The sequence below is a fragment of the Streptomyces sp. NPDC049879 genome (assembly GCF_044461265.1).
In the GTDB taxonomy this organism is placed as follows: domain Bacteria; phylum Actinomycetota; class Actinomycetes; order Streptomycetales; family Streptomycetaceae; genus Streptomyces.
In genome coordinates, this window is sequence record NZ_JBITKT010000001.1 from 1,148,607 (window position 1) to 1,161,726 (window position 13,120).

Annotated in this window: 12 protein-coding genes; 10 read left to right on the forward strand and 2 right to left on the reverse strand. The window is 70.4% G+C overall.

Annotated features, from left to right (window positions below):
- Positions 1-201 precede the first annotated feature (201 nt).
- The 4 genes from coxB to ACIBPC_RS05400 all read left to right on the forward strand — a co-directional run bounded on the left by coxB (position 202) and on the right by ACIBPC_RS05400 (position 4,759).
- Positions 202-1,170, forward strand: coding sequence for a cytochrome c oxidase subunit II (coxB, locus tag ACIBPC_RS05385; protein ID WP_398841433.1), 969 nt, complete (start codon positions 202-204; stop codon positions 1,168-1,170).
- Complete coding sequence (gene ctaD / locus ACIBPC_RS05390) at positions 1,167-2,894, forward strand: cytochrome c oxidase subunit I (RefSeq protein ID WP_398841435.1); 1,728 nt, start codon at positions 1,167-1,169, stop codon at positions 2,892-2,894. The genes coxB and ctaD overlap by 4 nt, the downstream gene beginning before the upstream one ends.
- Complete coding sequence (locus ACIBPC_RS05395; RefSeq protein WP_398841437.1) at positions 2,891-3,289, forward strand: cytochrome c oxidase subunit 4; 399 nt, start codon at positions 2,891-2,893, stop codon at positions 3,287-3,289. Before ctaD ends, ACIBPC_RS05395 begins: the two co-directional genes overlap by 4 nt.
- A 156-nt stretch (positions 3,290-3,445) precedes the next feature.
- The gene (locus tag ACIBPC_RS05400) at positions 3,446-4,759 is read left to right on the forward strand and encodes an Ig-like domain-containing protein (RefSeq protein ID WP_398841439.1); all 1,314 of its coding nucleotides are present in this window, start codon (positions 3,446-3,448) and stop codon (positions 4,757-4,759) included.
- A gap of 133 nt (positions 4,760-4,892) precedes the next feature.
- On the opposite strand, the gene ACIBPC_RS05405 is transcribed toward ACIBPC_RS05400, so the two are convergent.
- On the reverse strand, positions 4,893-5,297 hold the full coding sequence (locus ACIBPC_RS05405) for a hypothetical protein (RefSeq protein WP_362963365.1): 405 nt from the start codon (positions 5,295-5,297) through the stop codon (positions 4,893-4,895).
- A 100-nt stretch (positions 5,298-5,397) separates the two neighbouring features.
- On the opposite strand from ACIBPC_RS05405, the gene ACIBPC_RS05410 reads away from it, so the two are divergent.
- The 5 genes from ACIBPC_RS05410 to trpD all read left to right on the forward strand — a co-directional run bounded on the left by ACIBPC_RS05410 (position 5,398) and on the right by trpD (position 10,853).
- The gene (locus ACIBPC_RS05410; RefSeq protein WP_362963383.1) at positions 5,398-6,018 is read left to right on the forward strand and encodes a heme-copper oxidase subunit III; all 621 of its coding nucleotides are present in this window, start codon (positions 5,398-5,400) and stop codon (positions 6,016-6,018) included.
- 84 nt (positions 6,019-6,102) lie between these two features.
- On the forward strand, positions 6,103-6,912 hold the full coding sequence (locus tag ACIBPC_RS05415) for a cytochrome c (protein WP_362963363.1): 810 nt from the start codon (positions 6,103-6,105) through the stop codon (positions 6,910-6,912).
- Entirely contained in the window at positions 6,909-7,976 is a 1,068-nt protein-coding gene (locus ACIBPC_RS05420) for a Rieske 2Fe-2S domain-containing protein (RefSeq protein ID WP_398841440.1), read from the forward strand. Before ACIBPC_RS05415 ends, ACIBPC_RS05420 begins: the two co-directional genes overlap by 4 nt.
- Positions 7,973-9,628 carry a cytochrome bc complex cytochrome b subunit gene (locus tag ACIBPC_RS05425; protein ID WP_398841442.1) on the forward strand — a complete coding sequence of 552 codons (1,656 nt, stop codon included), beginning with the start codon at positions 7,973-7,975 and terminating at the stop codon, positions 9,626-9,628. The genes ACIBPC_RS05420 and ACIBPC_RS05425 overlap by 4 nt, the downstream gene beginning before the upstream one ends.
- A gap of 160 nt (positions 9,629-9,788) precedes the next feature.
- Positions 9,789-10,853, forward strand: coding sequence for an anthranilate phosphoribosyltransferase (gene trpD, locus ACIBPC_RS05430; protein ID WP_398841444.1), 1,065 nt, complete (start codon positions 9,789-9,791; stop codon positions 10,851-10,853).
- Between the two features lie 265 nt (positions 10,854-11,118).
- On the opposite strand, the gene ACIBPC_RS05435 is transcribed toward trpD, so the two are convergent.
- The gene (locus ACIBPC_RS05435) at positions 11,119-11,400 is read right to left on the reverse strand and encodes an Lrp/AsnC family transcriptional regulator (protein WP_398841446.1); all 282 of its coding nucleotides are present in this window, start codon (positions 11,398-11,400) and stop codon (positions 11,119-11,121) included.
- A gap of 199 nt (positions 11,401-11,599) precedes the next feature.
- On the opposite strand from ACIBPC_RS05435, the gene ACIBPC_RS05440 reads away from it, so the two are divergent.
- A complete protein-coding gene (locus ACIBPC_RS05440; protein ID WP_398841448.1) occupies positions 11,600-12,997 on the forward strand; it encodes an NYN domain-containing protein in 1,398 nt (465 codons plus the stop codon).
- The last annotated feature ends 123 nt before the right edge of the window (positions 12,998-13,120 follow it).

Below are 13,120 nucleotides of genomic sequence, written 5' to 3' on the forward strand. Positions count from 1 at the left end.
CGGCGAGGTGCGGTGGCCGGCGGCGCGGGCCCGGCAGGATCCGGACGACACGGCCTAGCGCACCCTCCCCGCGTGGCGCCAGGAAGCGTCCAGTAGGGTTTGCTCCGCATAAACATCCAAACCCCTGCCCGTGTCAGGGCCGGCCCCCGCTCCGTGCGAAGGCAGCCCGGACCATGGGCGAGACTCCCGGGAAGGCGCTACGTGAGTCCCAACGGCTCCGACCGCTCGTCGCGGCGCCCGATGCGGCGGAGGATTCTGCCGCAGGCGCTCCTTGCGGGCCTGGTCCTGGCAACCGCCACAGGTTGCACATCCGAGGACTTCCCCCGCCTCGGCATGCCCACCCCCGTGACGGAGGAGGCGCCGCGCATCCTGTCCCTCTGGCAGGGTTCATGGGCCGCCGCGCTCGCCACGGGCGTGCTGGTCTGGGGCTTGATCCTGTGGAGCGTGTTCTTCCACCGCCGTTCGCGGACCAAGGTCGAAGTCCCTCCGCAGAACCGGTACAACCTCCCCATCGAGGCGCTGTACACGCTCGTCCCGCTGATCATCGTCTCGGTGCTGTTCTACTTCACCGCGCGCGACCAGACGGAACTGCTGAAGACCTCCGACAACCCGCCGAACGTGGTGAACGTCGTCGGTTACCAGTGGAGCTGGGGGTTCAACTACATCCAGCCCGTCGGTGTCAGCGACGAGTACGCCGAGGACGCCCCCGAGCTGGAGTCCATCCCGGACCGGTACAAGGAGAGCTTCCCGGAGAACGCGGACGGCGTGTTCGAGGCCGGCACCCCGGCCGACCACGACCCGGAGACCGGCGACCCGGGCCCGACCCTGGTCCTGCCGGTGGACGAGCCGACCCAGTTCATCATCACCTCACGGGACGTCAACCACTCCTTCTGGGTGCTGCCGTTCCTGATGAAGATGGACGCCATCCCGGGCCACACCAACAGGTTCGAGGTCACCCCGACCCGTGAGGGCACCTTCCGGGGCAAGTGCGCCGAACTGTGCGGTGTCGACCATTCCAGCATGCTCTTCAACGTCAGGGTCGTCTCCCGCGAGGAGTACGACGACTACCTCCAGAGCCTGGCGGACGAGGGACAGACCGGCTACCTGCCGGCCGGTATCGAGCAGACCGATGCGGCCCGCAACGCCGAGACCAACGAGGGGCGATCGTGAGTATCCTCGAAGAACGGCAGGCGGCCGACACCGTGGCGGCGCCGCCACCGGCCGCGCGGCCGAAGAAGCCCGGCGCCACCGTGATCAAGTGGCTGACGACCACCGACCACAAGACGATCGGGTCGATGTACCTGATCACCTCGTTCGCCTTCTTCATCTTCGGCGGCATCATGGCGCTCGTCATGCGCGCCGAGCTGGCCAGGCCGGGCATGCAGCTGGTCTCGAAGGAGCAGTTCAACCAGCTCTTCACCATGCACGGCACGGTGATGCTGCTGATGTTCGCGACACCGCTGTTCTCCGGCTTCGCGAACTGGATCATGCCGCTGCAGATCGGCGCGCCCGACGTGGCGTTCCCGCGGCTGAACATGTTCGCGTACTGGCTGTACCTCTTCGGCAGCCTGCTCGCCGTCGGCGGCTTCCTGACCCCCCAGGGCGCGGCCGGGTTCGGCTGGTTCGCCTACTCGCCGCTGTCCGACGCGATCAGATCGCCAGGACTCGGGTCCGACATGTGGATCATGGGCCTGGCGTTCTCCGGCTTCGGCACCATCCTGGGCTCGGTCAACTTCATCACCACCATCATCTGCATGCGCGCCCCCGGCATGACGATGTTCCGGATGCCGATCTTCACCTGGAACGTCCTGCTGACCGGTGTGCTCGTCCTGCTCGCCTTCCCGGTGCTGGCCGCCGCGCTCTTCGCCCTGGAGGCCGACAGGACCTTCGGGGCCCATATCTTCGACGCGGCCAACGGCGGCGCGATCCTGTGGCAACACCTCTTCTGGTTCTTCGGCCATCCAGAGGTGTACATCATCGCCCTGCCGTTCTTCGGCATCATCTCCGAAGTCATCCCGGTGTTCAGCCGCAAGCCGATCTTCGGCTACATCGGCCTGGTCGCCGCGACCATCACCATCGCCGGCCTCTCGGTGACGGTGTGGGCCCACCACATGTACGTGACGGGCGCGGTGCTGCTGCCGTTCTTCTCCTTCATGACATTCCTCATCGCGGTACCGACCGGTGTGAAGTTCTTCAACTGGATCGGCACGATGTGGAAGGGATCACTGAGTTTCGAGACACCGATGCTCTGGTCCATCGGATTCCTGATCACCTTCCTCTTCGGTGGTCTGACCGGTGTCATCCTGGCCTCTCCGCCGCTCGACTTCGCCGTCTCCGACAGCTATTTCGTGGTGGCCCACTTCCACTACGTGGTATTCGGCACGGTCGTGTTCGCGATGTTCGCCGGATTCCATTTCTGGTGGCCCAAGTGGACCGGCAAGATGCTGGACGAACGGCTCGGCAAGATCACGTTCTGGACGCTGTTCATCGGCTTCCACGGCACGTTCCTCGTCCAGCACTGGCTGGGCGCCGAGGGCATGCCGCGCCGGTACGCGGACTACCTCGCGGCGGACGGCTTCACCGCGCTGAACACGATCTCCACCATCAGCTCGTTCCTGCTCGGCCTGTCGATGCTGCCGTTCTTCTACAACATCTGGAAGACCTGGAAGTACGGCGAGCCGGTCAACACCGACGACCCGTGGGGCTACGGCCGTTCGCTGGAGTGGGCGACCTCGTCGCCCCCGCCGCGGCACAACTTCATCACCCTGCCCAAGATCCGCTCCGAGTCGCCCGCCTTCGACCTGCACCACCCCGAGGTCTCGGCGCTCGACTCGCTGGAGAACGACGCCAGGCACGAGCTGGAGGCCATCACCGGCAAGGAGGCCGGCCAGTGAGAATCCAGGGACACCTCTTCAGCTGGCTCGCGGTCTTCATGCTGGCCGTGGCGGTCGTCTACGGCGTGTGGTCCAAGGAGCCGGTCGGCACCACCGGCCTCTTCCTGGCCTTCGCGCTGAGCGCCATGATCGGCTTCTACCTGGTCTTCACCGCCCGCCGGGTGGACGCCGGAGCCCAGGACAACAAGGAGGCCGACGTCGCGGACGACGCCGGCGAGGTCGGCTTCTTCAGCCCGCACAGCTGGGCGCCGCTGGCCCTGGCCGCCGGCGGTCTGTTCGCCTTCATGTCCCCGGTCTTCGGCTGGTGGCTGCTCTACTTCACCGCGCCGCTGCTCCTCGTGGGCCTGTGGCTGTGGGTCTACGAGTACTACCGGGGCGAGAACCAGAACCAGTGACGGCGGCCTGACGGCCCCACGACACCCGGACGGGTGGTCCGCGCACATACCGCGCGGGCCACCCGTTCCGCGTTCCGCCACCCCGCCGCGCACCCGCCCCACCCGTATGCAGTCACTCAGCGTGCCCCCTCGGGTGAGCGTCCTTACGGTGTGGTCATGAGTCAGAAAACTCGGATACAGCTCGGCTGCGCCCTCATACTGGCCCCGCTGATGGCCGGGCTCACCGCGTGCGGTGGCGGCGCGAAGCCCCTGGCCGGCGAGGCGTACGACGCCGCCGGACAGCTCTCCTTCGGCACCGCCGGGAAACGCGACGGTGCCGAGGTCGATCCCGACGCCCCCCTGGACATCACCGCCAAGGGCTCGGGCTCGCGGATCACCGACGTGGTCGCCACCGACGGCGACGGCCGCACGCTCACCGGCGAACTCACCGCCGACGGCCGGGGCTGGCGCAGCACCACGCCCCTGGCCGCCGGTGCCGAGTACACCGTCAAGGTGAGCACGGAGAACGGCAGCGGCTCACCCGGCCGCGGCGTCCACACGTTCCGCACCCGCGAGTCGGACGCGCAGCGCCTCGACGTCACGTTCGGCCCCGACGCGGGCACCTACGGCGTCGGGCAGCCGCTCACCGCCACGCTCAGCGAGGCCGTCAGCGACCCGGCCGAGCGCGCCGTCGTGGAGGCCGCCCTGACCGTCACCTCCGAGCCCGCCGTCGAGGGCTCCTGGCACTGGGTGGAGGACAAGGAACTGCACTACAGACCCCAGGAGTACTGGCCGTCCAACGCCACCGTCACCGTCACCTCGCGGCTCGACGGCCTGCCGATACGGAAGAACCTGCGCGGCGGCGAGGGCAAGCGGCTCAAGCTGACGACGGGCGACCGCGTGGAGGCCGTCGCCGACATCAGCTCGCACCACATGACGGTCTCCGTCAACGGCGAGGAGGTGAAGACCGTCCCCATCACCACGGGCAAGGAGGGCTTCGCCACCCGCAACGGCAAGAAGGTCGTCCTCGGCCGCGAGCAGTACGTCCGGATGACCGGCACCAGCATCGGCATCCCGGCGGGCTCCGCCGACTCGTACGACCTGCCGGTCTACTGGGCCGCACGGCTGACGTGGAGCGGCGAGTACGTGCACGGCGCGCCCTGGTCGGTCGGCTCGCAGGGCTCGGCCAACGTCAGCCACGGCTGCACCGGCCTGAGCACCGAGAACGCCCAGTGGTTCTACGAACTCGTCAAGCCGGGCGACATCGTCGAGCACGTCAACGGCTTCGGCGAGGACATGGCGCCGTTCGGCAACGGCTTCGGCGACTGGAACCTCAGCTGGGACGAGTGGCTGGCCGGCAGCGCCCTCCAGGACGCGGCGGACGGCGGCGAGAAGCGCGAGAAGGGGGCCAAGAGCACCACGACGGAGCGGCGCGACGCGGAGAGCGGCAACGGCAAGCCCGCCGAGAGCCGCCTGAGCCCCGCCGTCTGAGCCCGTCCCCCTCCCCGTCCCGGACTCCACGCACCCGCACCCACGGACGGACCGGTGCCCGCGGCACCGGCCCCGTCAGCGGCGCCCGAGGGCGCCGCTGAGTGCTGTGCGGGACGAGGCGCCGGCGCGCCCGTCAGACGCGGGCGGCGGGCAGGGCCGTACGGAGCAGCGACGTCAGCCCGGCGGCGAGATCCACGGGGTCGATCGGGTGAGGCACGGCCGCCTCCGCGCGGCTCCAGGTGGCCAGCCAGGCATCCTGCGGGCGGCCGATCAGCAGCAGCACCGGCGGGCACGCGAAGATCTCGTCCTTGATCTGCCTGCACACGCCCATGCCTCCGGCGGGCGCCGTCTCGCCGTCCAGGACGCACAGGTCGATGCCGCCCTTCTCCAGTTCCGTCAGCACGGCCGGGAGCGTGGCGCACTCGACGTACTCGATCTCCGGAAGGTCGGCGGCCGGACGGCGGCCCGCCGCGAGCCGCACCTGCTCGCGGGTGTTCACGTCGTCGCTGTACACCAGCACCGTGGCGGTGCGTCCCATCGTTCCTCCGCGGGTCGCGTGGGTTCCGTTGCGCGGATGCTACTCCGTGGACACACCGAACCCCACCCCCGAGACAGACGCCGGAACGGCGACCGACATAATGACGGGCGTGGCGACAGCAACAGCAGTAGAAACAGGGCACGCGACCCCCTCGGTCAACCGACCGAACGTCACCAGCGTCGGAACGGTCATCTGGCTGAGTTCCGAGCTGATGTTCTTCGCGGCCCTCTTCGCGATGTACTTCACCCTGCGGTCGGTGATGGGGGCTGACTTCTGGAGCGAGAAGGCGGATGCGCTGAACATCCCGTTCTCGCTGGGGAACACCACGATCCTGGTGCTCTCCTCCCTGACCTGCCAGCTGGGCGTGTTCGCGGCGGAACGCGGCGACGTCAAGAAGCTCCGCGGCTGGTTCGTGATCACTTTCGTCATGGGCGCGATCTTCATCGGCGGCCAGGTGACGGAGTACACCGAGCTGGTGAAGCACGAGGGCATCTCGATCTCCTCCGACCCCTACGGCTCGGCGTTCTACCTCACCACCGGGTTCCACGGCCTGCACGTCCTCGGCGGCCTGATCGCGTTCCTCCTCGTCCTCGGCAGGACCTACGCGGCCCGGCGGTTCACGCACGAACAGGCCACCACGGCGATCGTCGTGTCGTACTACTGGCACTTCGTGGACGTCGTGTGGATCGGCCTCTTCGCCACCATCTACCTGATCCAGTAGGCGTCGGTCGCCGTTGCCTCACCGCACGTCCGCATGCCCGACCCATCAGCACCGACGCAGAAGATCCTGATACCGGGGTAATCCGTGAAAAAGCTCTCCGCACGACGGCGCCATCCGCTGGCGGCGCTCGTCGTCCTCCTCCTCGCGCTGGCGGCCACAGGGGGGCTGTACGCCGCGTTCGCTCCCGCGGGTGAGGCGCAGGCCGACAACTCGGCCCAGTCCCTTGCCATCGAGGAGGGCAAGCAGCTGTACGACGTCGGCTGCTCCAGCTGCCACGGCAGCAACGGGCAGGGCAGCAGCGACGGCCCGTCCCTGGTGGGCGTCGGCGCGGCGGCCGTCGACTTCCAGGTCGCCACCGGCCGCATGCCGCTCCAGCAGCCGGGCCCGCAGGCCGCGGTCAAGCCGGGCGTGTACACGCAGGCCGAGATCGACCAGCTCGCCGCCTACATCGCCTCCCTCGGCCCGGGCCCCGCCGTCCCCGAGGCCTCCGCGTACGACCCCGCCGACGGTGACGTGGCACGCGGCGGCGAGCTCTTCCGCTCGAACTGCTCGCAGTGCCACAACTTCACCGGCGAGGGCGGTGCGCTGACGCACGGCAAGGAAGCACCCAACCTCCACAACGTGGAACCCCGCCACATCTACGAGGCCATGCTCACCGGCCCGCAGAACATGCCCTCCTTCCCGAACACCACGCTCACCGAGCAGGACAAGCGGGACATCATCGCCTGGCTCGACGAGGTCAACACCTCGGACTCCCCGCAGCCCGGCGGCTTCTCGCTCGGTGGCTACGGCCCGGTCGGTGAGGGTCTGTTCGCCTGGACGATCGGCATCGGCGCCCTCATCGCCGTGGCCGTCTGGATCGGCGCCCGGAGCACGAAGGCCAGGAAGTCATGAGTAGCCACGACGAACCCGAATCGCAGCACGGCGCCGAGGACGAGAACCTCCCGGAGCACCGGAAGGACGGCGCGCTGACCCCGGCGGACGACCCGTTCGCCGACCCCGGCCTCCCGGCGCACGAGTACCGCAGGCAGGACATCGACGAGCGGGCCGCCAAGCGGTCCGAGCGCACGGTCGCCCTCCTGTTCACGGTCTCGATCCTGGCGACGATCGGCTTCATCGCCGCGTACGTCGCCATCCCGATCGACCGGATCGTGTACATCTGGCCGGTCGGCCACGTCAGCGGGCTGAACTTCGCCCTCGGCCTGACTCTCGGCCTCGCCCTCTTCTGCATCGGCGCGGGCGCCGTCCACTGGGCGCGCACCCTGATGGGCGACGAGGAGCTGGTCGACGAGCGCCACCCGATCGAGGCAACGCCCGAGGTCCGCGCGGAGGTCTTCGCGGAGTTCCGCAAGGGCGCCGCCGAGTCGCAGTTCGGCCGCCGCAAGCTGGTCCGCAACACGATGCTCGGCGCGGTCGCCGTCGTCCCGCTGGCCGGCGTGGTGCTGCTGCGCGACCTCGGCCCGCTGCCGCACGACAAGCTGCGGCACACCAAGTGGAAGAAGGGCTCGCTGATCATCAACGAGTCCACCCTGCAGCCGCTGCGTCCCGAGGACATCACCGTCGGCTCGCTCACCCAGGCGATGCCCGAGGGGATGAGCCCGCACGACGAGGACTTCCACGTGGAGATCGCGAAGGCCGCGGTCATGCTGGTCCGCCTCCAGCCCGACGACATCAAGGACAGGAAGTCGGCGGACTGGGGTCACGAGGGCATCCTGTGCTACTCGAAGATCTGCACGCACATCGGCTGCCCGGCGACGCTGTACGAGCAGCAGACCCACCACGCGCTGTGCCCCTGTCACCAGTCCACGTTCGACCTCTCGGACGGCGCCCGGGTCCTCTTCGGCCCGGCAGGCCACCCGCTGCCGCAGCTGCGTATCACTGTGAACGACGACGGGTACCTCGAAGCGCTCGGCGACTTCGACGAGCCCACCGGCCCGAGTTTCTGGGAGCGCGGATGAGTACGGCGACGGACGCCCCGAAGACGGCGGACGCGCCGCGGCGGGGGACCAAGGCACCCGCGGGCGAACGCGTCGCGGACTGGGCCGACGGCAGGCTGGGCATCTACAGCCTCGCCAAGGCCAACATGCGGAAGATCTTCCCCGACCACTGGTCGTTCCTGCTGGGCGAGATCTGCCTCTACAGCTTCATCATCATCATCCTGACCGGCGTGTACCTGACGCTCTTCTTCGTGCCGAGCATGGCCGAGGTCGAGTACCACGGCCCGTTCAAGCCGATGCAGGGCATCATGATGACGGAGGCGTACGCCTCCGCCCTGGACATCAACTTCGAGGTCCGCGGCGGCCTGCTGGTCCGGCAGATCCACCACTGGGCCGCGCTGATCTTCGTGGTGGGCATCTTCTGCCACATGTTCCGCGTGTTCTTCACCGGCGCGTTCCGCAAGCCGCGTGAGATCAACTGGCTCTTCGGCTTCCTGCTGCTGGTCCTGGCGGTCTTCACCGGTCTGACCGGCTACTCGCTGCCCGACGACGCGCTGTCCGGCATCGGCATCCGGTTCATGGAGGGCGCCATCCTGGCGGTGCCGATCGTGGGCACCTACCTCCAGATGTTCATCTTCGGCGGGGAGTTCCCGGGGCACGACATCATCCCCAGGTTCTTCATCGCGCACGTCCTGCTGCTGCCCGGCATCATGCTGGGCCTGGTGGTCGCGCACCTGATCCTGATCGTGTACCACAAGCACACGCACTACGCCGGGCCCGGCAGGACCAACGAGAACGTGGTCGGCCCGCCGCTGCTGCCCGTGTACATCGCCAAGGCCGGCGGCTTCTTCTTCCTGGTCTTCGGCGTCATCGCGGCCATCGCGGCGACCGTCACGATCAACCCGATCTGGGTGATGGGCCCCTACCGGCCGGACCAGGTGTCCACGGACGCCCAGCCGGACTGGTACCTAGGCTTCTCCGAGGGCCTGGTGCGCATGATGCCGGGCCTGGAGTGGGTGCTGCCAGGCGGCTACACGCTGAACTTCGGCCTGCTCGTGCCGCTGGCGGTCTTCCCCGGCCTGCTGGTCGCGATCGGCGCGTACCCGTTCTTCGAGGCCTGGGTCAACCGCGACCCGCGCGAGCACCACATCGCGCAGCGGCCGCGCAACGCCCCGACCCGCACCGCCTTCGGCATGGCGTGGCTCACCGCCTTCGGCGTGACCATGCTGGCCGGTGGCAACGACGTGTGGGCCGTGAACTTCAACCTGTCGATCAACGCGATCACGTGGTTCTGCCGCATCGGCTTCTTCGTGCTGCCGCCGATCGCGTTCGTCGTCACGCGCCGGATCTGCCTCGGACTCCAGCGCCGCGACCGCGACAAGGTGCTGCACGGGCGGGAGACCGGCATCATCAAGCGGCTGCCGCACGGCGAGTTCATCGAGGTGCACGAGCCGCTGCCGCAGGACAAGCTGTACACGCTCACCGCGCACGACCAGCTCAAGCCGTACGAGATCGGTCCCGAGACCGACGAGAACGGCGTGCGGCGCAAGGTCGGTCCGCTGGAGCGGGCGCGGGCCCGCGTCAGCCGCGGCTACTACGGGGACCACGGGCAGATCCCCAAGCCGACGCGCGAGGAGTACAAGGAGATCACAAGCGGTCACGAACACCACTGACCGCCCGCTCCATCCCGTTCGCCGCCGCGGCCCCCACCTCTCCGGGTGGGGGCCGCGGCGCTCGGCTAGGCTCGGCACGGCCCCGGGCCGCGCACGCCCGGCGAGCCGCAGAAGCAGTCCGGCCGAAGAAGCCGGCCTACCCGAGCCAGGAGTGATTCCCATGAGCGCTGTGATCCCCGCCGGAGGCGACCACGCGGCGGCGCGCACCTGGCCGGACGTGCTGAGCACCCTCGTCGCCGGGCGTGACCTGACCACCGCCGAGGCCGCCTGGGCGATGAACGGCATCATGGCGGGCGAGGCGACCGACGCGCAGATCGCCGGGTTCGCCGTCGCCCTGCGCGCCAAGGGCGAGACGGTGGACGAGATCGCCGGTCTCGTCCGCGCCATGTACGAGCACGCCAACCTGATCGAGGTGCCAGGCCCGACCGTGGACATCGTGGGCACCGGCGGCGACCGGGCCCGTACGGTCAACATCTCCACCATGGCGTCGGTCGTCGTGGCCGGTACGGGCGCCCGCGTCGTCAAGCACGGCAACCGGGCGGCGTCCAGCGCCAGCGGTGCGTCCGACGTACTGGGGCAGCTCGGCGTCAACCTGGACCTGACGCCCGCGCGGGTCGCCGAGGTGGCGGTCGAGGCGGGCATCACCTTCTGCTTCGCCGTCAAGTTCCACCCGGCGCTGCGGCACGTGGCGGTGGCGCGGGGCGAGCTGGGCATCGCGACCCCGTTCAACTTCCTCGGCCCGCTGACCAATCCGGCCCGGGTCACCGCGCAGGCGACGGGCGTCGCGGACGCGCGGATGGCGCCGATCCTGGCGGGCGTGCTCGCCGAGCGCGGCAGTTCCGCGCTGGTCTTCCGGGGTGACGACGGGCTGGACGAGCTGACGGTGACGGCCACGTCCACCGTCTGGGTCGTCCGGGACGGGAAGGTGCGGGAGCAGTCGTTCGACCCGCGCAGCGTGGGCATCGACCTGGTGCCGGTGGAGGCGCTGCGGGGCGGGGACGCGGCGTTCAACGCGGATGTCGCGCGCCGGGTGCTCGGCGGCGAGACGGGCCCGGTGCGGGACGCCGTCCTGCTGAACGCCGCCGCCGCGCTGACCGCCCTGAACCCGCGGGACGTCCCGCTGGAGGAGCAGCTCGCCGAGGGCATCGCGCGCGCGGCGGAGTCGATCGACAGCGGCGCGGCCATGGCGACGCTGGAGCGCTGGGTCGCGGCCACCACCGCCTGACGCGGCGGCATACAGAAAACCGCGGTGCCCCGTCACCCGGCCTCTCGGACCGGGTGACGGGGCACCTGCGGACTCGTCCGTCCCTTCCGGAGACGGAACCTAGGGCGCGTCTTCCGGGTCTTGTCGGGTCAGGCCGCGTTGTCGGATGCGGTGCATCGCAAGGCGGAGCATCGCAGCTCGTACTCGGTCGTACTCGCGCGATGCGACAACGCAGCGAGGTGCCGTAGCCGGCAGCGCGGCCCCGGGAAGATCCGGAAGACGCGCCCTAGGCGTCGAGGCCGATCGCGAAGGCGGCCTCCAGGTCGTGCTGCGAATAGGTGCGGAAGGCGATGTGCGTCTCGGTGGCGACGACACCGGGGACCTTGCTGATGCGCCCCGGGATGACCTCGGCCAGCTCCTCGTGGCTGCGCACGCGCACCATGGCGATCAGGTCGTGCGGCCCCGTCACGGAGTAGACCTCGCTGACGCCGTCGAGCGAGGCGATCCGCTCCGCGACCTCGGGGACGCGGTCCACACTGGTCTTGATCAGCACGATCGAAGTGATCACGGATGGGTCCCTTCCGGCGGTGGTCCTGCTCTGCGGGTGCGGCGCGCGGGAGCGCGGGTCCCGGCGGTGCGGCGGGTGGCCGGACGGCGCGCCGGGCGCGGTGACGCAGGCTTCACCTTAGCCCGCCGCGGCAGACGTGGCCGCTACCAGGCCGTAGGGTGAACGGGGACGACAGACAGGCTGACGGACGGTGTGCGCGGTGACGGAACCGACAGAGGGGGCGCGGGGTGGGGAGGGTGACGAACGGCCCGGGGCGGCAGGCGTGTCCGCCGGACCGGCCGAGCCGGCCGAGACTCTGGACCGCCCGCTGCCCGAACGTGTCAGGCACCGTGTCATCGCGCTCGCTGCCGAGGCGTTCGGCGGGCTGACACCGGCCGAGCTGCCGGGCACCCTGCGGCAGTACGCGCGGTTCACGCCGTCGCGGCGCGTGCGGTTCGGCGGCAACGCGATGGCCGCCGCCCTGGAGAGCGACGCCGTCTTCCGCGCGCGGGTCGGGGCGCGGCTGTCCCAGACCGCCCCCGAGCTGGCCGAGGCCGTCGAGCACGGCACCCCGCCGCCCGCGGCCGACCCGGTCGAGGTGGCGGCCGTCGCGTTCGTCCTGCGGCCCGCCGGGTGGGCGAAGCTGGTCGCCGCCGCGGGCGAGGAGGCGCAGCGCGCGCAGGAGGAACGCGTCGGGCAGGAGCGCGAGCGCGAACTGGCGCGGCTGCGCGAGGAGCTGGCCCAGGCGCGCACCGCCGCCCGTACGGACGGGGAGCGGCTGCGGACCGAACTGGAGGCCGCGCGCAAGGAGACGGACGCCGTGCACCGCAAGCTGCGCAGCGCGCAGAGCGACGTGCGGCGCGGCGAGGCGGCGCTGCGGAAACTGCGGGCCGAGCTGGAGGACGTCAGGGCGGAGGCGGCGACGGCCCGCGCCGCGTCCGACAGCGAGGCGCGGCGGCTGCGGGCGCGGCTGGCCGAGGCGGAGTCGGCGCTGGAGTCGAGCCGCAAGGCGGTCCGCGAGGGGCGCGGCATCGAGGACATGCGGCTGCGGCTGCTGCTCGACACGGTTTTGGACGCCACGCAGGGGCTGCGGCGTGAACTGGCGCTGCCGCCCACCCGGCTGAAACCGGCGCAGACCGTCGAGGCCGTGGAGCCGGGCGACCCGAATCCGCAGGACATCGCCCACCGGGCGCTGGCCGCCGACGACCCGGCGCTGCTCGACCAGCTCCTCGCGCTGCCGCAGGCGCACCTGGTCGTGGACGGCTACAACGTCACCAAGTCCGGCTATCCGACGATGCCGTTGGAGAAGCAGCGCCTGCGGCTGATGGGCGGGCTCGCGGTGCTCGCCGCGCAGACGGGTGCCGAGATGACCTGCGTCTTCGACGGCGCCGAGCTGGCCGCGCCGGTGCTGCTCACGCCGCCGCGCGGGGTGCGGGTGCTGTTCAGCAAGCCGGGGGAGACGGCGGACGAGCTGATCAGGCGGCTGGTGCGCGCCGAGCCGCCGGGCAGGCCGGTGGTGGTCGTCTCGTCCGACCGCGAGGTGGCGGACGGGGTGGCCAGGTCGGGGGCGCGGCCGGTCGCCTCGGTGCTGTTGCTGAAGCGGCTCGCCAGGACCTGACGGCGGCCCTTCCCCTTCTTCTGTCCGGGGCGGGCGCCCGTCCGCCGGCCGGAGCGCGCACGGGCGGCCGCGCGCCCGCGGACGCTGCCGGACGCCGGGACGCCGCCCGGCCGTGGCGGTGTC